38 protein-coding genes are annotated in these 24631 nt (G+C 45.7%); 24 read left to right on the plus strand and 14 right to left on the minus strand.

Going from position 1 to position 24631, the window contains the following annotated elements; translation table 11 throughout:
- Positions 1-507 precede the first annotated feature (507 nt).
- Positions 508-1536: a GTPase ObgE gene (gene obgE, locus O9300_RS11520; protein ID WP_287733015.1), complete on the plus strand. Its 1029-nt coding sequence runs from the start codon at positions 508-510 to the stop codon at positions 1534-1536.
- Positions 1537-1545: 9 nt separating this feature from the next.
- Here obgE and O9300_RS11525 read toward each other — a convergent pair whose 3' ends face one another.
- The 10 genes from O9300_RS11525 to purS all read right to left on the minus strand — a co-directional run bounded on the left by O9300_RS11525 (position 1546) and on the right by purS (position 8656).
- The gene (locus O9300_RS11525) at positions 1546-1911 is read right to left on the minus strand and encodes a KH domain-containing protein (RefSeq protein WP_002736767.1); all 366 of its coding nucleotides are present in this window, start codon (positions 1909-1911) and stop codon (positions 1546-1548) included.
- Positions 1904-2152 (minus strand): 30S ribosomal protein S16, encoded by a 249-nt coding sequence (gene rpsP / locus O9300_RS11530; RefSeq protein WP_002780060.1) that lies wholly within the window; start codon positions 2150-2152, stop codon positions 1904-1906. Before rpsP ends, O9300_RS11525 begins: the two co-directional genes overlap by 8 nt.
- 92 nt (positions 2153-2244) lie before the next feature.
- Complete coding sequence (locus tag O9300_RS11535; protein WP_002746947.1) at positions 2245-2487, minus strand: HNH endonuclease; 243 nt, start codon at positions 2485-2487, stop codon at positions 2245-2247.
- Between the two features lie 77 nt (positions 2488-2564).
- Positions 2565-3113, minus strand: a complete 549-nt coding sequence (locus tag O9300_RS11540) for a KGK domain-containing protein (RefSeq protein ID WP_287971767.1) — start codon at positions 3111-3113, stop codon at positions 2565-2567.
- 30 nt (positions 3114-3143) lie between these two features.
- A complete protein-coding gene (locus tag O9300_RS11545) occupies positions 3144-3647 on the minus strand; it encodes a KGK domain protein (protein WP_287971768.1) in 504 nt (167 codons plus the stop codon).
- Positions 3648-3677: 30 nt separating this feature from the next.
- On the minus strand, positions 3678-5072 hold the full coding sequence (locus tag O9300_RS11550; RefSeq protein ID WP_287971769.1) for a transglutaminase domain-containing protein: 1395 nt from the start codon (positions 5070-5072) through the stop codon (positions 3678-3680).
- 195 nt (positions 5073-5267) lie between these two features.
- The gene (rfbB, locus tag O9300_RS11555; protein WP_287971771.1) at positions 5268-6344 is read right to left on the minus strand and encodes a dTDP-glucose 4,6-dehydratase; all 1077 of its coding nucleotides are present in this window, start codon (positions 6342-6344) and stop codon (positions 5268-5270) included.
- Positions 6345-6390: 46 nt separating this feature from the next.
- The gene (gene cdf31 / locus O9300_RS11560; protein WP_287733011.1) at positions 6391-7317 is read right to left on the minus strand and encodes a CDF family zinc efflux transporter Cdf31; all 927 of its coding nucleotides are present in this window, start codon (positions 7315-7317) and stop codon (positions 6391-6393) included.
- 249 nt (positions 7318-7566) lie between these two features.
- Positions 7567-8253 carry a phosphoribosylformylglycinamidine synthase subunit PurQ gene (gene purQ, locus O9300_RS11565; protein WP_287971772.1) on the minus strand — a complete coding sequence of 229 codons (687 nt, stop codon included), beginning with the start codon at positions 8251-8253 and terminating at the stop codon, positions 7567-7569.
- Positions 8254-8380: 127 nt separating this feature from the next.
- The gene (gene purS / locus O9300_RS11570) at positions 8381-8656 is read right to left on the minus strand and encodes a phosphoribosylformylglycinamidine synthase subunit PurS (RefSeq protein WP_002796436.1); all 276 of its coding nucleotides are present in this window, start codon (positions 8654-8656) and stop codon (positions 8381-8383) included.
- A gap of 31 nt (positions 8657-8687) precedes the next feature.
- Here purS and O9300_RS11575 point away from each other — a divergent pair, with 31 nt between their 5' ends.
- Positions 8688-9071, plus strand: coding sequence for a Fur family transcriptional regulator (locus tag O9300_RS11575; RefSeq protein WP_287630642.1), 384 nt, complete (start codon positions 8688-8690; stop codon positions 9069-9071).
- A gap of 131 nt (positions 9072-9202) precedes the next feature.
- Here O9300_RS11575 and accD read toward each other — a convergent pair whose 3' ends face one another.
- The 3 genes from accD to O9300_RS11590 all read right to left on the minus strand — a co-directional run bounded on the left by accD (position 9203) and on the right by O9300_RS11590 (position 11467).
- A complete protein-coding gene (gene accD, locus O9300_RS11580; protein ID WP_287971774.1) occupies positions 9203-10153 on the minus strand; it encodes an acetyl-CoA carboxylase, carboxyltransferase subunit beta in 951 nt (316 codons plus the stop codon).
- Between the two features lie 19 nt (positions 10154-10172).
- A complete protein-coding gene (locus tag O9300_RS11585; RefSeq protein WP_287971775.1) occupies positions 10173-10304 on the minus strand; it encodes a hypothetical protein in 132 nt (43 codons plus the stop codon).
- 353 nt (positions 10305-10657) lie between these two features.
- Positions 10658-11467, minus strand: a complete 810-nt coding sequence (locus O9300_RS11590) for a prepilin peptidase (RefSeq protein WP_287971776.1) — start codon at positions 11465-11467, stop codon at positions 10658-10660.
- Positions 11468-11840: 373 nt separating this feature from the next.
- Here O9300_RS11590 and O9300_RS11595 point away from each other — a divergent pair, with 373 nt between their 5' ends.
- Entirely contained in the window at positions 11841-12143 is a 303-nt protein-coding gene (locus O9300_RS11595; protein WP_002762481.1) for a YkvA family protein, read from the plus strand.
- 135 nt (positions 12144-12278) lie between these two features.
- Here O9300_RS11595 and O9300_RS11600 read toward each other — a convergent pair whose 3' ends face one another.
- The gene (locus O9300_RS11600) at positions 12279-12938 is read right to left on the minus strand and encodes a phosphoribosyltransferase (protein WP_287971777.1); all 660 of its coding nucleotides are present in this window, start codon (positions 12936-12938) and stop codon (positions 12279-12281) included.
- A gap of 198 nt (positions 12939-13136) precedes the next feature.
- Here O9300_RS11600 and O9300_RS11605 point away from each other — a divergent pair, with 198 nt between their 5' ends.
- From O9300_RS11605 to O9300_RS11705, 21 genes are all read left to right on the plus strand, one after another.
- Positions 13137-13622: a DUF4079 domain-containing protein gene (locus O9300_RS11605; protein ID WP_287971778.1), complete on the plus strand. Its 486-nt coding sequence runs from the start codon at positions 13137-13139 to the stop codon at positions 13620-13622.
- Positions 13623-14038: 416 nt separating this feature from the next.
- Complete coding sequence (locus tag O9300_RS11610; RefSeq protein WP_002787863.1) at positions 14039-14377, plus strand: P-II family nitrogen regulator; 339 nt, start codon at positions 14039-14041, stop codon at positions 14375-14377.
- Between the two features lie 999 nt (positions 14378-15376).
- Positions 15377-16015 carry a 50S ribosomal protein L3 gene (gene rplC, locus O9300_RS11615; protein WP_002734589.1) on the plus strand — a complete coding sequence of 213 codons (639 nt, stop codon included), beginning with the start codon at positions 15377-15379 and terminating at the stop codon, positions 16013-16015.
- A 20-nt stretch (positions 16016-16035) separates the two neighbouring features.
- Positions 16036-16668: a 50S ribosomal protein L4 gene (gene rplD / locus O9300_RS11620; protein WP_002732765.1), complete on the plus strand. Its 633-nt coding sequence runs from the start codon at positions 16036-16038 to the stop codon at positions 16666-16668.
- Positions 16658-16963: a 50S ribosomal protein L23 gene (locus O9300_RS11625; protein ID WP_012267967.1), complete on the plus strand. Its 306-nt coding sequence runs from the start codon at positions 16658-16660 to the stop codon at positions 16961-16963. Before rplD ends, O9300_RS11625 begins: the two co-directional genes overlap by 11 nt.
- A 33-nt stretch (positions 16964-16996) precedes the next feature.
- Entirely contained in the window at positions 16997-17830 is an 834-nt protein-coding gene (rplB, locus tag O9300_RS11630; protein WP_287971780.1) for a 50S ribosomal protein L2, read from the plus strand.
- 30 nt (positions 17831-17860) lie between these two features.
- Positions 17861-18142: a 30S ribosomal protein S19 gene (gene rpsS / locus O9300_RS11635; protein WP_002753908.1), complete on the plus strand. Its 282-nt coding sequence runs from the start codon at positions 17861-17863 to the stop codon at positions 18140-18142.
- A gap of 153 nt (positions 18143-18295) precedes the next feature.
- Complete coding sequence (gene rplV, locus O9300_RS11640; protein ID WP_002734454.1) at positions 18296-18655, plus strand: 50S ribosomal protein L22; 360 nt, start codon at positions 18296-18298, stop codon at positions 18653-18655.
- A gap of 23 nt (positions 18656-18678) precedes the next feature.
- Positions 18679-19407, plus strand: coding sequence for a 30S ribosomal protein S3 (gene rpsC / locus O9300_RS11645; protein ID WP_185238747.1), 729 nt, complete (start codon positions 18679-18681; stop codon positions 19405-19407).
- A 30-nt stretch (positions 19408-19437) separates the two neighbouring features.
- A complete protein-coding gene (gene rplP / locus O9300_RS11650) occupies positions 19438-19857 on the plus strand; it encodes a 50S ribosomal protein L16 (protein ID WP_002734310.1) in 420 nt (139 codons plus the stop codon).
- A complete protein-coding gene (rpmC, locus tag O9300_RS11655; protein ID WP_147070997.1) occupies positions 19857-20075 on the plus strand; it encodes a 50S ribosomal protein L29 in 219 nt (72 codons plus the stop codon). The genes rplP and rpmC overlap by 1 nt, the downstream gene beginning before the upstream one ends.
- 6 nt (positions 20076-20081) lie before the next feature.
- Positions 20082-20324, plus strand: a complete 243-nt coding sequence (gene rpsQ / locus O9300_RS11660) for a 30S ribosomal protein S17 (RefSeq protein WP_002796423.1) — start codon at positions 20082-20084, stop codon at positions 20322-20324.
- A 20-nt stretch (positions 20325-20344) separates the two neighbouring features.
- Positions 20345-20713 (plus strand): 50S ribosomal protein L14, encoded by a 369-nt coding sequence (gene rplN / locus O9300_RS11665; RefSeq protein ID WP_002732358.1) that lies wholly within the window; start codon positions 20345-20347, stop codon positions 20711-20713.
- A 40-nt stretch (positions 20714-20753) separates the two neighbouring features.
- Positions 20754-21107 carry a 50S ribosomal protein L24 gene (gene rplX / locus O9300_RS11670; protein WP_151695074.1) on the plus strand — a complete coding sequence of 118 codons (354 nt, stop codon included), beginning with the start codon at positions 20754-20756 and terminating at the stop codon, positions 21105-21107.
- A 54-nt stretch (positions 21108-21161) separates the two neighbouring features.
- On the plus strand, positions 21162-21701 hold the full coding sequence (rplE, locus tag O9300_RS11675; protein ID WP_002734750.1) for a 50S ribosomal protein L5: 540 nt from the start codon (positions 21162-21164) through the stop codon (positions 21699-21701).
- A gap of 187 nt (positions 21702-21888) precedes the next feature.
- Entirely contained in the window at positions 21889-22290 is a 402-nt protein-coding gene (rpsH, locus tag O9300_RS11680) for a 30S ribosomal protein S8 (RefSeq protein WP_002734721.1), read from the plus strand.
- Between the two features lie 105 nt (positions 22291-22395).
- Positions 22396-22965 (plus strand): 50S ribosomal protein L6, encoded by a 570-nt coding sequence (gene rplF, locus O9300_RS11685; protein ID WP_287971782.1) that lies wholly within the window; start codon positions 22396-22398, stop codon positions 22963-22965.
- 3 nt (positions 22966-22968) lie between these two features.
- Positions 22969-23331 (plus strand): 50S ribosomal protein L18, encoded by a 363-nt coding sequence (gene rplR / locus O9300_RS11690; RefSeq protein WP_002753900.1) that lies wholly within the window; start codon positions 22969-22971, stop codon positions 23329-23331.
- A gap of 26 nt (positions 23332-23357) precedes the next feature.
- On the plus strand, positions 23358-23879 hold the full coding sequence (gene rpsE, locus O9300_RS11695) for a 30S ribosomal protein S5 (RefSeq protein ID WP_002746611.1): 522 nt from the start codon (positions 23358-23360) through the stop codon (positions 23877-23879).
- 10 nt (positions 23880-23889) lie between these two features.
- Entirely contained in the window at positions 23890-24333 is a 444-nt protein-coding gene (rplO, locus tag O9300_RS11700) for a 50S ribosomal protein L15 (RefSeq protein ID WP_079206322.1), read from the plus strand.
- The coding region (locus tag O9300_RS11705; protein WP_287971783.1) for a hypothetical protein at positions 24284-24631 on the plus strand (348 nt) is incomplete at its 3' end. The genes rplO and O9300_RS11705, both read left to right, overlap by 50 nt.

A 24631-nucleotide genomic window follows, 5' to 3' on the forward strand; every position in this document is an offset into this window, starting at 1 on the left:
CAGGTGGTCAATTACCTAATTTTCAGGGAAAAAGTCCCGGAATTTTCCCCCCAATCACTCCAAAGGTCGGCACTTTTTGAGGGAAAACAAGTCTAAAAGTCTTATCCAACAAGGTTTTTAGATTTATTCAGCAAACCCTATGTAGTTAGTTCCGATAGCTGTGATTATGAAGTCAGAAAAAGCCTATTATTAGAATCGGTCAAGAAAAATTCCTTTAATAGCTAGATAATTTAGATACCGAGGTGATGTTAGAATCGTCACAAATTTGGGTAGAAACTCGAAAGATTGGCCAACAAACGGCTGATAATTACAATATTGACGTAGATATTATTTTATTATTCTTGCTCATTGGCAGTTATTAAAAAAACAAGATCCGAGCCGTTATCTAGTCATCGCTACTACCAATGTCAAACATTTTCAGGGATTCGCAGAAGCTTTAAATTGGCAAGATGTTAACCTATAACAGCTTTGATCTTGAGCATTTTTTCACTTTAACTACTTAGTCTTATGCAGTTTATTGATCGCGCCGAAATAGAAGTAGAAGGGGGTAAGGGAGGTGATGGAATTGTCGCTTTCCGTCGGGAAAAATACGTCCCCGCCGGCGGTCCGGCCGGAGGTAATGGGGGAAAAGGTGGTTCGGTGATTTTTGTGGCGACTCAGAACCTGCAAACCCTGCTAGATTTCCAGTATAGTCGATATTTTAAGGCCGATGACGGTAAACGGGGCGGCCCCAACAACTGCACGGGAGCCAACGGGAGCGATCGCATTATTAAAGTTCCCTGTGGTACAGTGGTTTACGATCTCGATAGCGAGGAAATTATCGGCGATTTGGTAACTCCCGAACAGACTTTAATCGTGGCTGCCGGGGGAAAAGGGGGATTAGGCAACCGCCACTTTTTAAGCAATAATAATCGCGCACCCGAATACGCCTTACCCGGTTTAGAGGGAGAAAAACGCCATTTACGCCTAGAATTGAAGTTATTAGCGGAAGTGGGCATTATCGGGCTGCCCAATGCGGGAAAATCCACCCTAATCTCGGCCGTTTCCTCTGCTCGTCCCAAAATCGCCGATTATCCCTTTACGACTCTCATTCCTAACTTGGGAGTGGTACGCAAACCCACGGGAGACGGGACGGTATTCGCCGATATTCCTGGATTAATCGAGGGAGCGCACCTAGGAATCGGCTTAGGACACGAATTTTTGCGCCATATCGAACGCACACGCCTGTTAATTCATCTTGTCTCCTTGACAGCAGAAGACCCGATCGCCGATTATCAAATTATTCAAGGGGAATTAGCCGCCTATGGTCGGGAATTGGAAAAGCGATCGCAAATACTGGTTTTCAACAAAATTGATGCTGTGGACGAGGAAACGATAGATAACTACCAAAAGCAGTTTGCTAAAATAACCAATGCCGAGATTTTGACTATTTCCGCCGTGACGGGAGCCGGATTAACCACTTTACTCGCCAAAGTTTGGCAGCAATTAGAGCAACTGGAGAGGGTAGAGGATGAAACCCCTTCCCTGTTTTCCTAAAATCGCTCGTTAGTTGTTGAGCTGCCGGGGTGCGGGTGGTCGGCGATTGCTCGGTCTTCTTTCCGTACCTTCAAAGTTACCATTAGAACGACGGGTGCGGCGCTGTTCGCCTTCATTTTCGGCCGCATAGACTTCTAGATAAAGAGAGCGACCGGCATTTGCGGCCGCCATTTCTAGGGTAGTTCTAATCGCCTGTAAATTGCGTCCTCCCCGGCCGTAAACTTTGCCTTTATCGGCATCATCGAAGGCTACACGCACCCAAAGACGTTCATTTTCCTTACAGCGCTCGATATCCAATCTCAGACTGGCTGGATCTTCCAAAAACGGCTCGATCATAAATTTCACCAGTTCGAGATAATTGGGGGTACTAGGCATTGATTTTCTCGAAAATTTTCTGTTTGGTGAGAATGCCGCGCACGGTGTCCGTCGGTTGCGCTCCTTGTTGTAAGCGTCGGATAATCCCTTCCTCATCCAGACGCACTTCATCGGTGCGGGGATTGTAAAATCCTAATTCCTCTAGGGGACGACCATCGCGACGACTGGTGCTAACGGCCGCAACGATACGATAACTGGCTTCGCGTTTTTTACCAAAGCGTTTTAGACGTAATTTGATCATGGTTACTCAAAAATTCTTCTTTCCGATTCTAACTCATCCAGGCGGTATTTCCACAAGTGGCGATCGAGGAAAGGGTCGGCAGCCATTGGATATTATTGAAAATAACGCCGAAAACGAGGGTCTAAATGGTCTTTTTTGCGGCGATTACAGGATAAACAAAGGGTTTGCAGGTTACTAATGTCGTTACTGCCACCTAAAGCTAAGGGGATTATATGATCTATGGAAAGTTGGGCTAATTTTTCGGGTTTACCGCAACTCTGACATTGATAATTATCCCTTTGATAAACATATTTTCTCACTTCGATCGGAATCGGGATTCTCGGAGTTTTTGCCATGATAATTACAGCAGGAGACAGGAGAGAGGAGACAGGAGATTGCTTTAATTTATTTTCCTTATTACCTAATTAGTTTTTCAGGAATTGAAGTTAGTTTTTTCGGGATTTTCTCGCAGCATTTGCCGAATCTCCTCTAGGGGTGATTCTGGTTCTGGCTCAATTGTGCTTTCTTCAGGAATAAATTCTAGGGTAATTTTTATTTGACGAGTTTCATTTAAATTCTCAAATCCCTGTTTTTGTAATTCCCGCAGAAATTCCTGATCATGTTCACCTAATTTTTGAGGCAGTTTTTCTAAAACACCAGAAAAAGTACATTCTCCAGAAGTTTTAACTTTTCCTGTTCTCCAGTCTTTCTCTCCCAGTATTAATACTTTACAATCCTTCCCTTCACTCGGATAATGAAACCATTCAATTTTATTAATTTGACCAAATGTAGAAGAACTATTTGATATATTTCTTCTTAGTCTTCCCTGGGAATAAAAGTTGCCGATATACTCCAAAAAATCTGCCTGGATTTTTTCTTTAAATTTTCTCACTAAAATAACTTCTTCATTTTCAAACATCAATACACTATTATCATCTTCGATAAGGATTTTCCGAGAGTTGTTAAAAGTATCAATATTCATTCTTTTGCTCCTTAATTATTCCCTATTTAATTATAATAACATACAAATTGACTCTAGGGGTGATTCTGATTCTTGTTCCAGTGGGCTATTTTCAGGAATAAATTCTAGGGTAATTTTTATTTGACGAGTTTCATTGAAATTTTTAAATCCTTGCTCTTTTAATATCTGTAATAATTGCGAGTAGTCATATTCTTGATGGGCTAATTTTTCTAAAATAGGAGAAAAGTCACATTGACCATAAACTTTAATTTTACCTTGTCTCCATCGTTTTTCTCCTAAAATTAATAGATTTAATATTTGTCTATCTCTCGGATAATAAACCCAATCTAGTTTAGCTATCTGACCACAAATATAACTTTTCGATTTTAACATTACACCATCGAGAACAAAGTCAGAAATATAGTCTTCTAATTCTTCAATTATTTGATTTTTAAATTGACCAACCAAAATAATTTCTTTATTTTCAAACATCAGTAAACTTTTATCATCTTCGATAAGGATTTTCTGAGAGTTGTTAAAAGTATCAAGATTCATTCTTTTGCTCCTTAATGACTCAAAGACAAATTACTCGTACTCAACTAAACTAGCGTAGTTATTACCCTCGGTAAACTTGCCAGCGATAGTTATCTTTCCTGAACCAACTTTAACATTACCGAAAAATAAATTACCTGACTTAGTTAAAGGAGTCCAGTTACCCGATGATTGATCAATGATAACCACATCTAAAGCATTAGGTACTTCGATTTTAAAATTTACCAATTGATTCTTAGTTAATTTGGCTATTGTGGGACTATAAAGATAGACATTGTTTTCTTCAAAAGTAGCATAGGTTTTCGGTATAGAAACACCCTTAGCATTGCTGGTGATTCGATAGGATAAAGCATGATTAAAGTTATTTTTATCGGATTTATTTTTAGAGAAAACCATCAAATCATAACTTCCAGCTTGGGGAAAGGAAACTTTAATTATTGCTTGTCCATTGACTCTTTGAATTAAGGGTAAATGGCTATTGATAGGTAAATTATTTTGCTGCAATTGAGCAGAAATCTGGGTGTGAGGAGGAACTTGTAAAATAACTTCTGTTATTCCTGAAGACTGGATATTATAACTATTGTGATTGACTAATTTTATGCCATCTCGAAAAAATTGTGATGTCACAATCGGCCAAGAATCAAATTGTTGTTTTCTATAAACTTTCGGTAATAATTGCCACTGAGTTTGTTCGGGGAAATGACTATAAATTAATTGTGCGGGTGGAGTAGCAAAATAATGAGGATTAAATTGCCGTTGAAATTGATTGTTATTGACTACTCCCGCACCCCAAGTTGCATCAATTAGATACCAAGCATTATTAATTCTGACAGTATTCCAAGCATGGTTAGCATCACTAGCATTGCCCACTAGATAGCCTAATCCTTTAGCATAACCGATAACAACTGCTGATTTTAATCCCATTTTTTCTGCTAAAGCTTGATAAAGATTGGCATACCCTGAACAGACAGCAAAACGATTTTTGAGAACCACATAAGGACTCGCATCACCGTAATTACCCCTTAAAAAACTTGCCACATCGTAGGTAATATTATGGGTAATCCAAACGTAAATAATGCGGGCTTTTTCTGCTTCTGTTTTGGCATATTTAGATAGAATTGTTGCTAATTCTGATAGAGAATTTCCTTGGTAATTGATGCTGCGAGCTAGACGATCAATATTTTGATAATTTCCCTGTCTAACTTGGTGATTATTCCCAGGAATAATTGGCTGAGAAAGTTGCAGATTATTAGTATTATAAATTAAGTTATTGGCTGGTTTAAATGATTGAAAATTCCTGAGCAGTTGAGAACTTTGGTTTTTAAATGCCATCCCAACGGACATTAAAACTAAAAAGATGAAAATCCCTGGAATTGTCCTTCCCGATTGCCGATTCTTACGGCGGCGATAATTTCTTTTATAAGCCATAGTTGCTGCTAATAAAAAGTCAAGATTACCAGTCTTAGCCTGATCTGCTCCTATTATCTCTCAAACCTAACTATTTTTTTGAGATTTTTCTGTGATCTTAATCACTGACAATTAAAATATTAATCTAGCTAAAGTAATAAGTGTGTTAGTTTTGGCTAACACACCCAAAATTAAGATTAAAGTTTTTACCCTTATCTAACCGTAAACTTTCCCATAATACTCTTGATATTCTTTGGATAACAAAGGTTGCCACCAATCCCGATGATCGAGATACCATTGAATGGTTTTTCTTAATCCCCCCTCTACCGTTTCTTGAGGTTGCCAACCTAATTCAGTGCGAATTTTACTAGCATCAATAGCATACCGGCGATCGTGTCCAGGGCGGTCCTTGACAAAAGTAATTAAATTCTGAGCAGGTTTCACGGGTAAATCGGGAGCTAATTCATTCATTAACTCACATAACATCCTGACTAAATCGATATTTTTTACCTCATTATTTCCGCCAATATTATAGGTTTCTCCCGCTTTTCCCTTGTGAATAACTGTATCTAAAGCTTGACAATGATCCCGCACATATAACCAATCTCGAACATTTTGACCATCACCATAAACAGGTAAAGGGTTACCCAAAAGAATATTAATACACATCAAAGGAATTAACTTTTCGGGAAAATGATAGGAACCATAATTATTAGAGCAATTAGTAATAATTGTCGGCATTCCGTAGGTATGAAAATAAGCTCTCGCTAGATGATCACTCCCCGCTTTTGAAGCAGAATAGGGACTATTAGGAGCATAGGGAGTAGTTTCGGTAAAAGCCGGATCATCTACTCCTAAACTGCCATAAACCTCATCGGTGGAAACGTGCAGAAAACGATAGTTATCGGGTTGATGATTACTTAACCAATGTTGCCGAAAACTTTCTAATAGAGTAAAAGTTCCCACCACATTAGTTTGCACAAAAGCCCCAGGTCCAAGAATCGATCGATCCACATGGGATTCGGCGGCAAAATGGGCAACTGTATCGATATTTTCACCAGCAAATAATTCATCAACTAAAGCTCGATCGCAGATATCCCCTTGCAGAAAACGGAAATTCTTTCTATCTTTCAGTGTCGCTAAATTATTCAAATTGCCCGCGTAGGTAAGAGCATCAAGAACAATTACACGATCCTCAGGATAATTCTCGCACCAATGATGAACAAAATTCGAGCCGATAAATCCTGCTCCACCAGTAATTACTATGCTTCTAGCTTGATTTTCTGTCGTCATGGCCACCTCTAGCAAAAGTTTGCTACTTATTTTAGGCCTTTTTGCTTCACACTTCTTCATCAAAAGTGATCTGATCGGAACGATAATCCGGCGGTTCAACGTGAATTAAAATTCTCACAGGGCTAAATTGTTGGGTTAATCTTGCTTCTACCGCTTCCGTGATTGCGTGAGCAGTTTCCACATCTTGCGCGGAGACAACTAGGTGCATTTCTATAAATACCTGTCTTCCCACCACTCCCCGAGACGCGATCGCATGACAATTAAGCACCCCCGGCACCTCCATCACAATTTGATGAATCACTTCAGGAGCGATCGCCATTTCATCCACTAAAAAAGGTAAATTCTCCATCAGGACTTTCCAACCACTGCCAAACACCAAAAAAGCGACGGGAAAGGACAAAATCACATCTAACCATTGTAATTGGGGAATATTAGCCGTATTGCCCACCCAAACCCCGACTAAACCCAATAAAACCGTAATTGTCACCCAGACATCACTCATGGTATGACGAGCATCGGCAATCAAAATCGCACTACCGACACGCTGCCCCACCGATCTTTCATAATAGGTGACAAAAATATTCACCCCTAAAACGATAATTAATAGCCATAACTCAGGACCTGCAATCTCGACGGGTTTGCCTCCTTTGATAATACTCATGACCGCCCCTTGCAAGATTTCAAAACAGGCAATCCCCAAAAATGCGGCGATCGCTAAAGCTCCGATCGCTTCGTATTTCAGATGTCCGTAGGGATGATCTCGATCGGGATAGGGAGAGGAAAACCGCATCGCTACTAATCCCAAGACATTATTGGCACTATCGGTGACACTATGGAGAGCATCCGCTTGCAGACTTAAAGCACCAATCCTCAAACCCACCCCCGCTTTGATCGCCATAACCAAAATGTTCAGCAGTAGGGTGATCCAAAGAACCTTTTGGACGGTAGCCCGATTATCTTTTAAAACAGCCACAGGATTATCAGTTATCAGTTATCAGTTATCAGTTATCAGTTATCAGGGAAATTTCAACTAAAACCCCAAAACCCCAAAAACCCAACTACTTGAGGGTTGAAAAAGGGCAAAAATAAGGATTAAATTGCCTAAAGTCGGTAAATAGACCATTTAATTGATTATTATTCATTTTTAATTCTCCTGACTCCTGACGACCGGCTACTGACTCCTGACCCTAACAACAATTTTTGATTTTTACAAGAGGTCTAGTCAACAACAATTGATCAACTCCTGAAATAACAGACTCCCATCGGTCAAATTGAGCATCCGATCGGCGGCGCGTTCGGGATGAGGCATCATTCCTAGCACATTTCCTCCTTTATTGGTAATTCCTGCAATATTATTTAACGAACCGTTAGGATTTCCCGACTCATTTGCCTCTCCTGTGGCAGTACAGTAACGAAAGAGAATTTGTCCGTTATCCTCCAGAGATTTTAACGTATCTTCTGCGGCATAATAACGCCCTTCCCCGTGGGCAATCGGCAAATTAAGCACCTGTTGCGGTTGATAACCTCGCGTCCAGACAGATTGATTATTTTCCACTTTTACCGGCACTCGATCGCAGATAAAATGTAAATCGCGATTACGAATTAACGCACCAGGTAGCAGCCCAATTTCCGTTAATACCTGAAAACCGTTACAGATGCCTAAAACTAATTTACCTTTTTCGGCTTCTTCTCGGACAGTTTTCATCGCTGGCGAAAACCGAGCGATCGCACCACAGCGCAAATAATCGCCGTAACTAAATCCCCCCGGCACCACGATCACATCCAAATCCGCTAAATCCGTCTCTTGATGCCAAACATAGCGGGTAGGTTGCTGAAAAATCCCCTCCGTCACCGTTGCCACATCTCGATCGCAATTCGATCCAGGGAAAACAATAATCCCAAACTTCATAATTTTTAACTTGGTTAATTCATTTTGCAAAAAGCTCTCATCAGATGGGTGTTAGGGTATTAGTTGAATTTCCCCATTCTCCCATTTCCCTATCCCCTAATCCCCCATTTCCCCATTTCCCTATCCCCTAATCCCTATCCCCTATCTCCTGACAATGCAAATCAAAGCGATAATTTTCAATTACAGGATTAGCCAATAGTTGATCGCACATTTGAGCCAATTGAGCGCGAGCGCTGGTTTCGTCCGCTGCTGTTACGGTAAGCTCAATATACTTACCAATTCGCACCCCAGCCACAGTATCATAACCTAATTGCTTTAATCCCGACTCTACCGCCGTACCCGCCGGATCGAGAACCGAAGGGCGCAGGGTAACATAAATACAGCACTGATAATTTTTTGGCATAGAATTAACTTTGATCGCTGACCTTTTTGATATGAAATCCCAACGCACCCGATCGCAAGAGCGCATTATCCACTTACTCAAAACCTTAAATCGGGCAGTATCCGCTCAAGAATTGTTTGTGGAACTCCGTCAGCGTGACCAAAATATGGGGTTAGCCACTGTTTACCGCGCCCTAGAATCCCTAAAACTACAGGGTGCAGTGCAGGTGAGAACCCTAGCCACAGGAGAATCCCTCTACAGTTCCCTTCAGCAGGATCAACACCATCTTACCTGTATTCATTGCGGTCGGTCTATCGTCTTTAATGAGTGTCCCGTTCACGAATTGGCAGAAAAACTCGAAAAATCCCACCAATTCAAGGTTTATTACCACACTCTCGAATTTTTTGGACTTTGCGATCATTGTCAACCCAGTTAAGTAGGGTTTGCGGCAAAAAGTTTTTCCTGGGGGCAGGGTGTGGGGTGTGGGATGCACTACCTTGAAACTGCCCATCGGGATATTTTAGTACAAATGCTCAGACCTTCAACTCCAGTGCCGTCTTACAGGGATTAAACTGTTGTTTGACCTTGGACTGTTTTCAGAGGGATTAACTCCGGTTGACTGTAGTGATGATCACTGTTGAGGGGGGATAACAAGGGGAAAAAGGGCTGATGTAAACTGATTAATTGGGCCAGGGTTTTCTTGAGATGGGGACGGGGAACGATCGCATCGACAAACCCGTGTTTTAATAGGTATTCCGATGTTTGGAAACCTTCCGGTAATTTCTCGCGCAAAGTCTGTTCAATTACCCGTTTACCGGCAAAACCGATAGTAGCCTTTGGTTCGGCGATAATAATATCTCCCAACATGGCAAAACTGGCCGTGACTCCTCCCGTGGTGGGATTAGTCAAGACGGGAATATAGAGTAACTTTGCTTCTCGATGCCGGTTAAGGGCACCGGAAATCTTGGCCATCTGCATTAAACTTAACATTCCTTCCTGCATTCTCGCCCCACCGGAAGCGCAGATGATCACGAGGGGTAAACGTTCATCGGTAGCTTGTTCCGTCAAACGACAGAGTTTTTCTCCCACCACCGATCCCATGCTACCCCCCATAAAACGGAAGTCCATCACCCCTAAAGCTAAGGGTAAACCATCGATCGTCCCCGTTCCCGTCCGGACAGCATCCGTCAGTCCGGTTTTTTCTTGGGTTTCCCGCAGGCGATCGCTATAACTTTTCCGATCGCGAAATTTGAGCGGATCCGTCGGTCGAATCTGTTCATCGAGGCAATTCCAAGTATTAGCATCCACTAACTGGCGAATTCTTTCTTCACTTTCCACCCGATTATGATGACCGCAATCGAGACAAACCAGTTGATTAGCTAATAAATCCTTCGTATAGGCCAAAACGCCGCAATTTGGGCATTTGGTCCATAGACCATCGGCTATTTCTCGTTCCTGTTGTTGTTGAACCTTGGGTTCTGTTTTTTGGCGATTTGCAAACCAATCAAATAGAGACATAGTTTAAAATAAAGACAATTTATCGACTTTCCTCTAGAGGACTTAATAACAAAAGTGCTGTCCAGCGATCTTGGGGACGCACTTGTAGGGCGGCCTGATGCCCCTGGCCGCAATAAATACCAAGGCCAATAGCGATAACGGGACTGGGCATGTCGTGAGCTTTGAGCATTTCCTGTAGCCAATCGGCTTACCCTAGACTGGGGGTTGTTCTAATGGTGATCCAAGACACGGAAGACTATTGTATCAAGATTTAATTAGGGTTTGCGGCAAAAAGTTTGTTGGTGGGGTTAGGAGTCAGGAGTCTCCGAGTCAGGAGCCGGTCGTTTCAGGCTTTGTTGCCCTCTTTTTTGTACCAGTTTATGTACTAAAAGAAGGATAATGCAAGGTTTTTGAAGGTCTTAATCCTATATTCGCAGCATGAACATCGGATTTTAACAGGTCAAAAGCCTTATTTTCAAAGGGTTTTACCATTATTCAGCAAGCCCTAATTACAAGATAGCTTTTTTACAACAAAGGGAAAAAAATGGTTTGATAGGCTGAGATGATCTTATCACTCCAAAAGACACTCATCAGAGCGCCGAGGGCAAGAAGTGGGCCGAAGGGTATAGCTTGTCTTTTTGCCATTTTACCCAGAAAAATGCCCGTCATACCGATCGCTGCCCCGATAGCGCAGGCCAGAAAAGCGGTGACTAATAATGCTTGCCATCCTAACCAAGCACCGATCATGGCCGCTAATTTGGCATCTCCTCCCCCCATGGCCTGCTGTCTGAGGGCAAAACTTCCCCCCCACCGGATCAGATCAAATAACCAGACTCCTAAAACCGCACTAGCGATCGCTGAAAAGAGATAGATAACACTTTGATTATTTTGCCAACCTAAAAGAGTTTGGAAAACTATCCCTAAAACTAATCCCGATTGGGTGAGGCAGTTGGGAAGCGTCATCGTGTCAAAATCGATCAAAGCTAAAGCTAATAACCAACTGAGGAGAATCCAATAGCCGAGGGTCTGCCAAGAAAAGCTAAAATCTCCTAAAACCAGACAAAATAACACACCGGTAAAAGTTTCGATCGCTGGATAACGGACAGAAATCGCGGTTCTACACCAGCGACAGCGACCCCCTAGCCATAACCAGCCTAAAACAGGTATATTCTCGCTTTTACCTAACCTATGGTGACATTTCGGACAGTGGGAAGGGGGATAAACTAGAGATATCCCCTTAGGTAATCTATAGATGACCACGTTTAAAAAACTGCCCACCGAGGCACCAAAAGCGAAGACAAAGGCAAAAGTAACTAGATGAAAGAGGGTTTCCATCCTTAAACTGGCAGATAATTGATTAGTTTGTTATCGCCTATTATAGGGGATAAAGATGCCACTATCTCCCCTCTTAAGCATCCAGTAATAAGCTGTTCATAATTTAAATTGCTTGTTGAGACGAGGCAAGAGACACTCTGGCAAGAGGCAACAGTAAAGAGATTGGAGGAAATTCGGCTGATCATTAAGAATAAGCGGTTTAAATACGTCTTAGCTTAATAATTCAGGCTCATCCCTAAAGGTGAATTTTCTTCTGGGCTTTTTTTTTGATTAATTAGCGGATATCACCCTAGATAATGGGGGTAAAACCTCACTATCAGCCCCAGGGACAACCTGACAAAATTAAATTATCGCCGTCAACGAGGACAAATTAATGAAACCGATTGTTGAATCTTTTTACAACTGGTACAGCAGCAAAATCACTCACCCCCAATATCGTTGGATTATCATTCTGGGAACTATGGTTTATCTGTTTAGCCCCCTCGATATTTCTCCTGACGTTTTCCCGATTATTGGTTGGATCGATGATGGTATTGTCCTCACCCTTTTAACCACGGAATTATCGCGATTAGTTCTTGATTATCGCAATCGCCGTCCGGGGACAGTAAAGAATCAAACCGAGGTTTCTTCCCCAACCAATGCCGTTGATACCGATGCCGTAGAAGTCAGAAGTTAGAATTCGTAAGTCTCAATTCTGACTCCTGAATTCAGGAGATTGCTGTTATTTATTCTCCCCACTCCCCCACTCCCCCACTCCCCCACTCCCCCACTTCCCCACTTCCCCACTTCCTAATTCCCTCTCCCTTCTTCCCTAAACTGGAATCAAAGAACTATCGACGGTGGCTAAAAGTGTTTGCACTTCCTCATCGCTGGTTTGGGAAAAATCTTCGTACCAAAGAGAAATTGATCTCAATTCGTAGGGTTTATGTAGGCAAATTACTCGATCAACTAATTTTTCTAATTGATCACAGACTTCCACTGGGGCAATAGGAACAGCAATAATAATAGCAGCGGGATTTCCAGCCTTAAGGGTCAGAATCGCCGCTTTAATCGTTGCTCCCGTAGCGATACCATCATCTACTAGAATAATCGTTTTTCCCGTCAGGGCCGGAAAGGGTCGCTCCCCTCGATACAAGCGATTGCGTCGCTCTAATTCGATCATTTCTTCCTTTGCTACCCGTTCCATCATCGCCTCCGATAGGTGCAAGTCGTCAACGATACTTTCATTGATTACCCGCACACCATTTTGACCGATCGCCCCAAAACCTAACTCTTTGCGCTCCGGTACACCTAATTTTCGCACTAAACACAGATCTAGCGGTAAATGTAACCTTTGGGCAATTTCAAAGGCGATCGGAACCCCACCCCGGGGCAAAGCCAAAACTAGCACCCCAGCACTATTGGTATATTCTGTCAAGTAACTAGCTAATAGTCTCCCTGCTGATCGCCGATCTTTGAGCAGATAAGTCATAACTCCCTCCTAGGGGCTAATCCCCGTGGGGATCCCTAGTCTCCCCTGACTTTATTCTATATTTCTCCGCTAATCTCTAGCTGAAATGTTAAGAAATTTAGCGAAGGCTTGACATTTTTTCGGCTAACCGAAGTTTTTCTAGGCCAGAGATCGGCTAAAATCTTAGGCGAGAGGGTTTTGTAAAGTTAGGTAACAAACATGAATCAAAGTTTAAGTGATGCGCTAGAGCCGATCGCCGCTGCCTTTCGCGGTCTCGGAACTCCCGAACCGATCGTTCATTGGGGACATCCAGTCATGATGGGGATCGTGGTTTTAGTTATGGGTAGTTATACTGCCTATGCCGGTTGGCAAAGCCGTTTAAGCAAAGATGGGGAAGTAGTGGCCAAAAATCGGGCTGATCACCGCCAACTCGCCCCCTGGCTGTTTTTATTTATCGCTCTCGGTTACACCGGCGGTATTTTATCCCTAGTCATGCAGAAACATCCAATCCTCGAAAGCAGCCATTTCTGGACAGGATCGGTCGCAATCGGTTTATTAGCTTTCAATGGATTATTGTCCCTCACTGGCTTCGCTGGCGATAAAAAAGAACTTTTCCGGACTATTCACGCCTATATCGGCAGTATTGCCCTGATTTTACTGCTAGTTCACGGTGTTTTCGGCCTTCAGTTGGGATTATCTCTCTAGTTAGTTGATCGCTTCGGGTGGGCTATCCGGACTTAGGCGTTTTCGGTCAGCAAAAAAGGCTCAAACCATTACGGTACAAAGGTTTAACCTCGATTGATGATTTTTCTTGATATATCTGGGTTTCAGCGATTTTGGGCTTCTCGAAGTAAATCCCAAGCGGGGATTGGACTTGAGGCTTTTCTCGATTTGTTTTTTGTCTAAGTCCCACTAAGAACCGAGAATCCCCCGCTACACCGCGCGAGCGGTTAGTGGGGGAGAGTCAATTCCCACCTGGAGATTTTTCACCGCAGAAGACTGTGGCCAAGGGCAATAATTGAAGAAATCATGACTTTAAGCGCTATTCTTGGGATTCTGCGTTTAGAATTAACAGGTAATTTACCAAGAAAGTATCGTCACGCAACGAGGAGATAGATATTTTGAAGAAAGTAGAAGCGATTATCCGACCCTTTAAACTTGAAGAGGTGAAAATCGCCCTAGTTAATGCGGGCATTGTCGGGATGACCGTCTCCGAAGTTAGAGGTTTCGGTCGTCAGAAAGGTCAATCGGAACGTTATCGCGGTTCCGAGTATACCGTCGAATTTCTCCAAAAACTCAAGATCGAGATCGTCGTCGAAGATAAGCAAGTCGATATGGTCGTCGATAAGCTGATTTCGGCGGCCCGTACCGGTGAAATCGGAGACGGTAAAATCTTCATCTCCCCCGTGGAACAGATCGTCCGCATCCGTACCGGCGAAAAAGATCTCGAAGCGATTTAACCTCCAAACAAGGGATGATAGTACCCTGCTGTCATCCCACCTCATTTACCGAAAAATTGGGTTGAAAGCCTCGCCCTTTTAGGGCGACTTTATATGTATGATGTATGATATTAAAAATAGGGGGCCGGGTAAGCAACCGCTTAAAAAACCCAGTCATCAACCGATGAACGCACCTTGAAAACTAGAGTTATGGGGTTCTCTAGGGGAATGCTCCTATAGGTAAAAGCTCTAAGCGTCAAGTACCAAAGAAACCAATTATTTTAGAGGTTTTGAACTGTATCGTAGGGGACCCCGAGAACAGGCTTCTGTAAGGTCGCAAAAGTCTGAGGAGAGAACCACCTCTGGGTGGGACTTCGCCAGGAATCTAATTCAAGTGGACTCGTTGAGCCAGAAATTCTCAGCAGTGATGCTAGAAGAATCCACGTCCCTTTACGGCGTGGGGTATGTCAACATAAATAAGTGTAACCTAATTTGGTATCGACCACCAACGACCGATTCCCCAAAAGGCAAACTTTGTACCTCACCATTAAGATAACTACTATAATTGAATCTATTGGCTCGGTCTGCCCCCATCGCTGCTGAAGACCGCCGAACGGGATAAATAATTTGACCAGACTAGATATGATCATTTCCGGTGACTAAAAAAACCTCTTGCCTAAAAAGTCACAAATACTATATAATGTTTGATTGTGGCCAAAATCGGGGTTAGGTGGTGCTGAAGGCACTGCCGAGCAGAACCGCCTTGGTCGCTCGGTCTTCGCCGGGATACTGAAGATAAACCCTTTAAGTCCTGAAGAAACAAAGACCAGCAACAATCTAGGCAGAACCAGCAAACCTGTCTAGTCTTACTTACGAATTTAACGGGATGCCAGCTTAAATAACTCGAAAAAAGTCATTCAAGTTGGGCAGGCTGATAAAGTGGGAAAAATCTTTCCCGCTCCTATAGCCACGGCCACGTTATTTTTGATTGTCGTCTAGTAAAGATAAAGAGAACAATCCGTGTCTATCGGTATCCTCGGTACAAAACTGGGCATGACCCAAATCTTCGACAACAAAACGGGAGTCGCCATTCCCGTCACCGTCGTTCAAGCAGGTCCTTGTCCCGTCACCCAAGTCAAAACTAAAAAAACCGACGGTTATGAATCCATCCAAGTGGGATACAAAACCGTCAAAGAAAAAGCCCTCAACAAACCGCTGCTCGGTCATTTAGCCAAAGCCGGTGTCTCCCCCCTGCGGCATTTAATCGAATACCGCCTCGAGGACGCATCCGCTTACACTTTAGGCCAAGAAATTACCGCCGCTATCTTCCAAGAAGGCGATTTGGTCGATGTGGCTGGAACCACCATCGGACGGGGTTTCTCCGGCTATCAAAAACGCCATAACTTCAAGCGCGGTAACATGACCCACGGTTCCAAAAACCACCGTCTCCCCGGTTCCACCGGTGCCGGTACTACCCCCGGTCGCGTCTTCCCGGGTAAGAGAATGGCTGGACAATACGGAGCAACCCAAGTTACCATCCGCAAATTGTCCGTGGTCAAAATCGATAGCGAACGCAACCTGATCCTGATCAAAGGAGCCGTCCCGGGCAAACCAGGAACCCTGTTAAACATCACCCCCGCCAAGAAATTTGGTAAATAGGGCAAGGAAAGATTAAAGCCATGGTTAACTACACAGTCAAAAATTGGCAAGGGGAAGAAGCGGGAACAGGCACCCTGGAACTGAAAACCGCTAAACCCGAAACCGCCAAACACCTAATTCACCGCGTCGTCGTCAGCCATCTAGCGGCGGCCCGCCAAGGTAACGCCTCCAGCAAAACCCGCTCGGAAGTGCGCGGCGGTGGTCGCAAACCCTGGCGGCAAAAAGGCACCGGCCGGGCCCGGGCTGGTTCGATCCGTTCTCCCCTCTGGCGTGGTGGCGGCGTCATCTTCGGACCAAAACCGAGAGATTTTGAGGTTAAGGTCAATCGCAAAGAGAAAAGATTAGCCCTGAGAACCGCTTTGATCAGCCAGGCCGATAACTTTATCGTGGTTGAAAGCTTCGCCGAACAATTCTCCCAACCCAAAACCAAAGAACTCACCGCTGCCTTAAGTCGCTGGGGAGCCAGTCCAGAGGAAAAAATTCTGCTGATTTTGACGGAAATTCCCGAAAATGTCTATTTATCGGGACGTAATATCTGCAATCTCAAAATTATTCGCGCCGATAGTCTCAACGTCTATGATGTCATCCTAGCCGATCGAGTTATCGCCACCGCCGCAGCCCTAGCTAAAATTGAGGAGGTCTATGGTGCTTAAAACTGAAGCCAGACAACTCGCCGATCTGATCCTAAAGCCGATCGTCACCGAGAAAGCCACCCTACTCCTAGAACAAAATAAATACGTCTTCGATGTCGCCTTGAAAGCGACCAAGCCGGAAATTCAAGCGGCGATCGAACTGCTGTTTGACGTGAAAGTAACGAAAGTGAACACCAGCCGCCCCTCTCGTCAGAAAAAACGCGTCGGCCGTTTCCTCGGTTACAAACCCCAATACAAACGCGCGATCGTGACCCTAGCAGCAGGCGACTCGATCACCCTCTATCCCGACGTATAAAAACCAAGAAACCCGATAACGGAAAACTAAACTATGGGTATTCGTTCTTTTAGACCTTTAACCCCCGGGACAAGGCAGGCGGCCATCTCCGACTTTAAAGAGATCACCAAAACCGAACCGGAAAAGTCCCTAACTCATCGCAAACACAGTAAACAGGGGCGTAATAATCGCGGTGTCGTTACCAGTCGTCACCGGGGCGGCGGCCATAAACGCCTCTACCGGGTTATCGATTTTCGTCGCGATAAACGGGATATTCCAGCCAAAGTAGCGGCGATCGAGTACGATCCTAACCGTAACGCCCGCATTGCCCTGCTTTTCTACAAAGACGGGGAAAAACGCTACATCATCGCCCCCGCCGGTTTAGGCGTTGGTGATACCGTCATCGCCGGAGAAAACGCTCCCTTCGAGGTCGGTAATGCCCTGCCCTTAAGTCGCATCCCCCTAGGGACAGAAGTTCATAACATCGAACTCGTCCCCGGTCGCGGTGGTCAAATGGTGCGGGCTGCCGGTGGTTTCGCCCAAGTGGTAGCGAAAGAAGGCGATTACGTTACCATCCGCCTCCCCTCCAAAGAAGTCCGCATGATCCGGCGTGAATGCTACGCCACCATCGGAAAAGTCGGTAACGCCGAAGCGAGAAATATCAGTCTCGGTAAAGCCGGCCGTACCCGTCACCGCGGTCAACGGCCTCATGTTCGGGGTAGCGTCATGAACCCAGTGGATCACCCGCATGGAGGTGGAGAGGGTCGCGCTCCGATCGGACGTTCCGGCCCGATGACTCCCTGGGGTAAACCCGCCCTCGGTCGCAAAACTCGCAACAAGAAAAAACGCAGTAGCGATCTGATCGTGCGCCGTCGTAACCAGGGTTAGAAATTATTACTTTACTTTTGACTGAAAATTATGGGTCGTTCACTGAAAAAGGGGCCATTTGTCGCTGGCCACCTGATGGAAAAAATCGAAAAACTCAACGCCCAGGGCAGTAAACAAGTGATTAAAACTTGGTCCCGGGCCTCGACCATCATTCCCGATATGGTCGGTCACACGATCGCCGTTCACAACGGCAAACAGCACGTTCCCGTCTATGTTTCCGAGCAGATGGTCGGTCATAAACTCGGTGAATTCGCTCCCACCCGCACCTTCCGCGGCCACGCCAAGAGCGACAAAAAAGCAGGACGGAAATAGATCGGTGGGCGGTTATCTTAAAACCGTCAGCCCCCGGTCAGCGTTCAGATAACCATGAGATGGTGGGTTACGGCGACTAGATAAATTAATAACTAAGTCTTATAAGTTGTCGTCGCCTAACCCACCCTACCTAACTGATAACTGATAACTGAAATGACCATCGATACCTCTAACGAAGTCAAAGCGATCGCCCGCTATATTCGGATGTCACCCCTGAAAGTCAGACGGGTACTCGATCAGATCCGCGGTCGCTCCTATCGGGAAGCCCTAATTATTCTCGAATTCATGCCCTACCGGGCCTGTGATCCCATCCTCAAAGTCCTGCGTTCCGCCGTTGCCAACGCCGAAAATAACGAAGGACTCGATCCCGCCACCTTGGTGGTTAGCCAAGCCTTTGCCGATGGCGGACCGACCCTAAAACGTTTTCGACCCCGGGCCCAAGGCCGCGCCTACCAAATTCGCAAACCCACCTGTCATATCACCGTCGCCGTCGCTCCTAGCCTCGAAGACTAATCACCTTAACTAAAAAAACCACAATGGGACAAAAAATCCATCCCCTCGGTTTTCGTCTCGGCGTTATCAAAGATCACAAATCCTGCTGGTATGCCGACGCGAAACGTTACCCCGAATTAGTGCAAGAAGATCGCCGCATTCGTGATTACGTCGAAAAAAACCTCGCTAATGCCGGTATCGCCGATATTCGCATCGAACGTAAGGCCGATCAAGTAGATATCTCCATCCATACCGCTCGCCCCGGGGTCGTCGTCGGTCGTGGTGGCACGGGAATCGAACAGCTGCGCCTAGGTTTACAAAAAGCCCTCGGTGGCCAGCGTCAAATTCGCATTAACGTCATTGAGGTGGCTCGCGTTGATGCCGATGCCAACCTGATCGCCGAATACATCGCCCAACAACTAGAAAGACGGGTTTCCTTCCGTCGTGTTGTCCGGCAAGCCATCCAACGGGCGCAGAGGGCCGAAGTCAAAGGGATCAAAATTCAAGTTAGCGGTCGTCTCAACGGGGCGGAAATCGCTCGCACCGAATGGGTGCGGGAAGGACGAGTTCCCCTGCATACCCTGCGCGCCGATATTGATTACTCCTATAAAACCGCCAGCACCATCTACGGGATTCTAGGCGTGAAAGTTTGGATCTTTAAGGGCGAAATTATCCCCGGCCAAGAAGAAATTGCCGCCGCCGTTCCCGCTCAAGCACCGCGCCGTCAACAGCGTCGCCGTCAACAGTTTGAAGATCGCTCTAGTGAGGGCTGATCCCTAATATTTATCAGTGGTAAATAGCTCATGTTAAGTCCCAAAAGAACAAAATTCCGCAAACAACAGCGCGGACGGATGCGCGGGCTGGCCACCGGCGGAAATACGATTAATTTCGGCGATTTCGCCCTGCAAGCCACCGAACCCTGTTGGATTACTTCCCGTCAAATCGAAGCCGCCAGACGGGCAATGACTCGTTATATCCGTCGGGGTGGCAAAATCTGGATTCGCGTTTTTCCCGATAAACCCGTCACCCAACGGGCTGCAGAAACTCGGATGGGGTCCGGGAAAGGTTCCCCCGAATTCTGGGTGGCCGTGGTTAAACCGGGGTTCATTATGTTTGAAATTGCCGGGGTAGCCGAACCGGTAGCCCGGGAAGCAATGCGCCTAGCCGCCCAAAAATTACCGATTAAGACCAAATTTATCACTCGCGAGGAGGATTTTGTCTAATGGCTCTACCAAAAATCGCCGAAGTGAGGAAGATGAGTGATGACGACATCGCCGCTGCTATCCTCGCTGCCAAAAAGAAACTGTTTGAATTGCGTTTGCAACAGGCCACCCGCCGCTTGGAAAAAACCCACGAATTCAAACACACCCGCCACCGTCTTGGCCAATTATTGACCGTAGAACGGGAGCGCCAACTAGCCCAGTCCACCCCGGAGGCATAACCCACTATGGCAGTTAAAGAAAGAGTTGGGGTAGTAGTCAGCGATAAAATGGATAAAACCGTAGTGGTAGCCATTGAAAACCGCTCTCCTCACCCTAAATACGGCAAAATCGTCGTGAAAACCCAGAAATTTAAAGCTCACGACGCAGAAAATCAAGCCAAACAAGGCGATCGAGTTCGTATTCGTGAAACCCGCCCCCTCAGTAAAACCAAACGTTGGGAAGTGGCGGAAATATTAACCGATAATTAAATTTCACCTAGGTAAAAACCGTGATTCAACAACAAACCTACTTAAATGTCGCTGACAATAGCGGGGCGCGGAAACTAATGTGTCTGCGGGTGCTGGGAACAGGTAACTGTACCTACGGCGGCATCGGTGACAAAATTATCGCCGTGGTTAAGGACGCTATCCCCAATATGCCCGTGAAAAAATCCGATGTGGTGACGGCGGTGATTGTGCGGACCCGTCAAACCGTCCGTCGCGATAGCGGTATGAGCATCCGTTTTGATGATAACGCCGCCGTGATTATTAATAATGACGGTAATCCCAAAGGTACTAGGGTTTTTGGTCCGGTCGCTCGGGAATTGCGCGATAAAAACTACACCAAAATTGTTTCCTTAGCCCCAGAAGTTCTCTGATCAAAGTCAAAAGTACAAAGGCAATCGGAGGTCAAAAAAAATGAGTAAGAAAAACAGTCAAACCTCACCCCAAAGGCAAAAAATGCACGTTAAAAAAGGGGATGTCGTTCAAGTAATCGCCGGTTCCGATAAGGGCAAAGTGGGCGAAATTTTACGCGCCCTCCCCCAAGAAAGTACCGTGGTGGTCAAGGGAGTTAATATCCGCACCAAACATACTAAACCCCAACAGGAAGGAGAATCGGGTCAAATCGTTACCTACGAAGCACCGATTCACAGTTCCAAAGTCATGCTCTATTCCGAGAAGAAAAAAATAGCCAGTCGGGTGGGTTATACCTTTACCGAAGACGGTCGGAAAGTGCGGATACTGAAGAAAACTGGCGAAATTATCGATTAGTTTCCCATCAATTCTAGTTCCTGACCAAGCCCAGGAAAAGCAAGCAGAAAAACTATGAGCCAAAAACTAAAAACCACCTATCAAGAAACCATTGTTCCTAAACTGAAAGAACAATTTGGTTATACCAATATCCACCAAGTACCTAAAGTTATCAAAATTACTGTTAACCGCGGTCTTGGGGAAGCTTCACAAAATGCCAAAGCTTTGGAGTCTTCTAAGGAGGAACTGTCCACCATCACCGGACAACAACCGGTAGTGACCAGGGCCAAAAAAGCGATCGCTGGCTTCAAAATTCGCGAAGGAATGCCCGTGGGTGTCATGGTGACATTGCGCGGCGATCGAATGTACGCTTTTTTAGACCGTCTAATTAATCTGGCCTTACCACGCATTCGCGACTTTCGCGGTATCAGCGGTAACAGTTTTGATGGTCGTGGTAACTACAGTTTAGGCATTCGTGAACAGTTGATCTTCCCCGAAATTGAATACGACAAAATCGATCAAATTCGCGGGATGGACATCTCAATCATCACCACCGCTAAAAACGACGAAGAAGGACGCGCCCTCCTCAAAGAGATGGGAATGCCCTTTAGATAAATCAATCAAGAGAAAAGTAAACAGTGACCAGTAAATAAGTGAACAGTGAACAGTAAACAGTAAACAGTGATTCAGTGAAAAGACAGCAGGAAACTGCTATTTAATACTACTCACCTAATACTCAAATCTGATAACTGATAACTGATAACTGATGTTGATCCCAATTTAGGAGAAAAACAGGTAATTCATGTCTGCTAACGATACCATCTCGGATATGCTGACCCGCATCCGTAACGCTTGCGCGGTTCGGCAGACCACTACTCAAATCCCCACCACGCGGATGACGCGCAGTATTGCTCAAGTTCTCAAAGACGAAGGCTTTATTGCTGACTTTGAGGAAGTGGGTGAGGGGATTAAATCTCAATTAGTTCTTTCCCTCAAATATAAAGGCAAAAACCGTCAACCGATCATTACTACCCTCACCAGAGTCAGTAAACCGGGCCTGCGAGTTTATTCCAATAGTAAAGACTTGCCTCGCGTCCTCGGTGGCATTGGCATCGCCATTGTTTCCACCTCTAAAGGCATTATGACCGATCGCGAAGCTCGTAAACAAAACGTTGGCGGCGAAGTCCTTTGCTACATCTGGTAAACAAGGATAAGCTATCAGCCGTCAGCCTTTGCAAGTTTAAACCCGATAGCTGACCCACTGATAACTCTTCCCTGATATCTGACCCACTGATAACTGATAACTGTTATGTCTCGTATTGGCAAACGCCCGATCCCTATTCCCAATAAAGTCACCGTCGATATCGATGGTGCTACCGTGACGGTGAAAGGACCCAAAGGAACTCTCCAGAGAACCCTACCCACCGCCGTCGCCATCAATAAAGATGGCGAAACTCTGCTCGTTAGCCGTCAAGACGATTCCCGTACCGCCAGAGAACGCCACGGACTCTGTAGAACTCTAGTGGCCAACATGGTGGAAGGAGTCGCTACCGGCTTTCAAAAACGCCTCGATATCCAAGGGGTGGGCTACCGCGCCCAGGCGCAGGGTAGTAAATTAGTTCTTAACGTCGGTTACAGTAAACCCGTGGAAATGGAGATGCCCGATGGTGTTTCCGTCGCCGTAGAAAACAACACCCAAGTTATCGTCAGTGGCATCGACAAAGAAGCCGTCGGTAACACCGCCGCTAAAATCCGCGAAGTTCGTCCCCCCGAACCTTATAAAGGAAAAGGGATTCGCTATCTTGGTGAAGTTGTCCGTCGCAAAGTTGGTAAAGCTGGCGGTAAAGGCGCTAAAGGCGGTAAAGGAGGTAAAAAATAAACCATGAAACTTAGTCGCAAAGAATCAGTCCGTCGTCGTCACCAGCGTGTGCGTCGCAAAATTAATGGCACTGCTGAACGGCCGCGTTTATCCGTATTTCGTTCTAATAACCACATCTACGCCCAAATTATCGACGACGTAGCCCAACATACCCTCGCTGCTGCTTCTACCCTAGAGGCAACCTTGCGCGGGGAATTGGAATCCACCGCTACCCAAGAAGCCTCGGCTGCCGTGGGTAAACTGGTGGCCCAACGGGCCCTAGACAAAGGCATTGAACAAGTGGTTTTTGATCGCGGTGGCAATCTCTATCACGGTCGCGTCAAAGCCTTAGCAGAAGCGGCTCGGTCAGCCGGCTTAAACTTCTAAAATATCCTTTCAACACTGATAAAACTATGGCAAAACGTCGCAAAGGCAACCGCGAAAAAGAAAAAGAAACCACTTGGCAAGAGCGGGTCATCCAGATCCGCCGGGTTAGTAAAGTGGTTAAGGGTGGTAAAAAACTCAGCTTCCGGGCTATCGTCGTGGTCGGTAATGAAAACGGCCAGGTGGGAGTGGGAGTCGGCAAAGCAGGGGATGTGATCGGGGCCGTCCGTAAAGGCGTGGCCGATGGCAAAAAACAACTAATTGAAGTCTCCTTAACTAAGGCTAGTTCTATCACTCACCTTACCCGGGGGGCTTCCGGTGGCGCTCAAGTGATTATGCGTCCGGCTGCTCCGGGGACTGGGGTTATTGCCGGGGGTGCTGTCCGTACCGTTTTAGAATTAGCCGGGGTGAAAAATATCCTCGCTAAACAACTCGGTAGCGATAACCCCCTCAATAACGCTAGAGCCGCCGTTAACGCCCTGGAAACCCTCCGCACTTTCTCGGAAGTGGCCAAGGATCGAGGCGTATCTGTAGAACATTTGTACACCTAGAGAAATCACCATGAAACTCCACGAAATCGCCCCCCAACCGGGGTCCACTAAACGTCGTCGTCGTGTGGGACGGGGTATCTCGGCTGGCCAGGGCGCTAGCTGCGGTCTGGGAATGCGCGGACAAAAATCTCGCTCCGGGACGGGGACTCGTCCCGGTTTTGAGGGGGGACAAATGCCCCTCTATCGTCGGGTTCCCAAATTAAAGCATTTTCCTTTGGTTAACCCCCGTCAATACACAATCGTTAATCTGAAAAAATTAGCTTCTTTACCCGCTAATACGGAAGTTACCCTGGAAAGTCTCCTAAAAGCTAAAATTCTCACCAGCAACGACGGACCTTTAAAAGTTTTAGGTGATGGTGAAATTACCGTTCCCCTCAAGGTGAAGGCCGCCGCTTTTAGCAATAGTGCTAAAGAGAAAATTACCGCCGCTCAAGGTACTTGGGAAGAAATTTAACGGAGGCAGGAGACTCCGAGACAGGAGACTCCGAGACAGGAGACAGGAGATAAAAGGCAAAAGGCAAAAGGCAAAAGGCAAAAGGCAAAAGGCAAAAGGCAAAAGGCAAAAGGCAAAAGGTAAAGGGCAGCTTTGTTCTCCCCACACCCTACACCCCACACCCCACACCCCACACCCCACACCCCACACCCTACACCCTACACCCCACACCCCACACCCCACACCCCACACCCCACACCCCACACCCCTCTCCCTTCTCTACAATAATTACTCGCAACCAGAAATACCTTGGGTTATT

Source organism: Microcystis sp. LE19-195.1E, from assembly GCF_027532095.1.
In the GTDB taxonomy this organism is placed as follows: Bacteria; Cyanobacteriota; Cyanobacteriia; order Cyanobacteriales; family Microcystaceae; genus Microcystis; species Microcystis aeruginosa.

Excerpts from the sequence above, each read along its gene's own strand:
- obgE (WP_287733015.1), top strand. The coding sequence starts at position 508 with ATGCAGTTTATTGATCGCGCCGAAATAGAAGTAGAAGGGGGTAAGGGA.
- O9300_RS11525 (WP_002736767.1), bottom strand. The coding sequence starts at position 1,911 with ATGCCTAGTACCCCCAATTATCTCGAACTGGTGAAATTTATGATCGAG.
- rpsP (WP_002780060.1), bottom strand. The coding sequence starts at position 2,152 with ATGATCAAATTACGTCTAAAACGCTTTGGTAAAAAACGCGAAGCCAGT.
- O9300_RS11535 (WP_002746947.1), bottom strand. The coding sequence starts at position 2,487 with ATGGCAAAAACTCCGAGAATCCCGATTCCGATCGAAGTGAGAAAATAT.
- O9300_RS11540 (WP_287971767.1), bottom strand. The coding sequence starts at position 3,113 with ATGAATATTGATACTTTTAACAACTCTCGGAAAATCCTTATCGAAGAT.
- O9300_RS11545 (WP_287971768.1), bottom strand. The coding sequence starts at position 3,647 with ATGAATCTTGATACTTTTAACAACTCTCAGAAAATCCTTATCGAAGAT.
- O9300_RS11550 (WP_287971769.1), bottom strand. The coding sequence starts at position 5,072 with ATGGCTTATAAAAGAAATTATCGCCGCCGTAAGAATCGGCAATCGGGA.
- rfbB (WP_287971771.1), bottom strand. The coding sequence starts at position 6,344 with ATGACGACAGAAAATCAAGCTAGAAGCATAGTAATTACTGGTGGAGCA.
- purQ (WP_287971772.1), bottom strand. The coding sequence starts at position 8,253 with ATGAAGTTTGGGATTATTGTTTTCCCTGGATCGAATTGCGATCGAGAT.
- purS (WP_002796436.1), bottom strand. The coding sequence starts at position 8,656 with ATGCCAAAAAATTATCAGTGCTGTATTTATGTTACCCTGCGCCCTTCG.
- O9300_RS11575 (WP_287630642.1), top strand. The coding sequence starts at position 8,688 with ATGAAATCCCAACGCACCCGATCGCAAGAGCGCATTATCCACTTACTC.
- accD (WP_287971774.1), bottom strand. The coding sequence starts at position 10,153 with ATGTCTCTATTTGATTGGTTTGCAAATCGCCAAAAAACAGAACCCAAG.
- O9300_RS11585 (WP_287971775.1), bottom strand. The coding sequence starts at position 10,304 with ATGCCCAGTCCCGTTATCGCTATTGGCCTTGGTATTTATTGCGGCCAG.
- O9300_RS11590 (WP_287971776.1), bottom strand. The coding sequence starts at position 11,467 with ATGGAAACCCTCTTTCATCTAGTTACTTTTGCCTTTGTCTTCGCTTTT.
- O9300_RS11595 (WP_002762481.1), top strand. The coding sequence starts at position 11,841 with ATGAAACCGATTGTTGAATCTTTTTACAACTGGTACAGCAGCAAAATC.
- O9300_RS11600 (WP_287971777.1), bottom strand. The coding sequence starts at position 12,938 with ATGACTTATCTGCTCAAAGATCGGCGATCAGCAGGGAGACTATTAGCT.
- O9300_RS11605 (WP_287971778.1), top strand. The coding sequence starts at position 13,137 with ATGAATCAAAGTTTAAGTGATGCGCTAGAGCCGATCGCCGCTGCCTTT.
- rplD (WP_002732765.1), top strand. The coding sequence starts at position 16,036 with ATGGTTAACTACACAGTCAAAAATTGGCAAGGGGAAGAAGCGGGAACA.
- O9300_RS11625 (WP_012267967.1), top strand. The coding sequence starts at position 16,658 with ATGGTGCTTAAAACTGAAGCCAGACAACTCGCCGATCTGATCCTAAAG.
- rplB (WP_287971780.1), top strand. The coding sequence starts at position 16,997 with ATGGGTATTCGTTCTTTTAGACCTTTAACCCCCGGGACAAGGCAGGCG.
- rpsS (WP_002753908.1), top strand. The coding sequence starts at position 17,861 with ATGGGTCGTTCACTGAAAAAGGGGCCATTTGTCGCTGGCCACCTGATG.
- rplV (WP_002734454.1), top strand. The coding sequence starts at position 18,296 with ATGACCATCGATACCTCTAACGAAGTCAAAGCGATCGCCCGCTATATT.
- rpsC (WP_185238747.1), top strand. The coding sequence starts at position 18,679 with ATGGGACAAAAAATCCATCCCCTCGGTTTTCGTCTCGGCGTTATCAAA.
- rplP (WP_002734310.1), top strand. The coding sequence starts at position 19,438 with ATGTTAAGTCCCAAAAGAACAAAATTCCGCAAACAACAGCGCGGACGG.
- rpmC (WP_147070997.1), top strand. The coding sequence starts at position 19,857 with ATGGCTCTACCAAAAATCGCCGAAGTGAGGAAGATGAGTGATGACGAC.
- rpsQ (WP_002796423.1), top strand. The coding sequence starts at position 20,082 with ATGGCAGTTAAAGAAAGAGTTGGGGTAGTAGTCAGCGATAAAATGGAT.
- rplX (WP_151695074.1), top strand. The coding sequence starts at position 20,754 with ATGAGTAAGAAAAACAGTCAAACCTCACCCCAAAGGCAAAAAATGCAC.
- rplE (WP_002734750.1), top strand. The coding sequence starts at position 21,162 with ATGAGCCAAAAACTAAAAACCACCTATCAAGAAACCATTGTTCCTAAA.
- rpsH (WP_002734721.1), top strand. The coding sequence starts at position 21,889 with ATGTCTGCTAACGATACCATCTCGGATATGCTGACCCGCATCCGTAAC.
- rplF (WP_287971782.1), top strand. The coding sequence starts at position 22,396 with ATGTCTCGTATTGGCAAACGCCCGATCCCTATTCCCAATAAAGTCACC.
- rplR (WP_002753900.1), top strand. The coding sequence starts at position 22,969 with ATGAAACTTAGTCGCAAAGAATCAGTCCGTCGTCGTCACCAGCGTGTG.
- rpsE (WP_002746611.1), top strand. The coding sequence starts at position 23,358 with ATGGCAAAACGTCGCAAAGGCAACCGCGAAAAAGAAAAAGAAACCACT.
- rplO (WP_079206322.1), top strand. The coding sequence starts at position 23,890 with ATGAAACTCCACGAAATCGCCCCCCAACCGGGGTCCACTAAACGTCGT.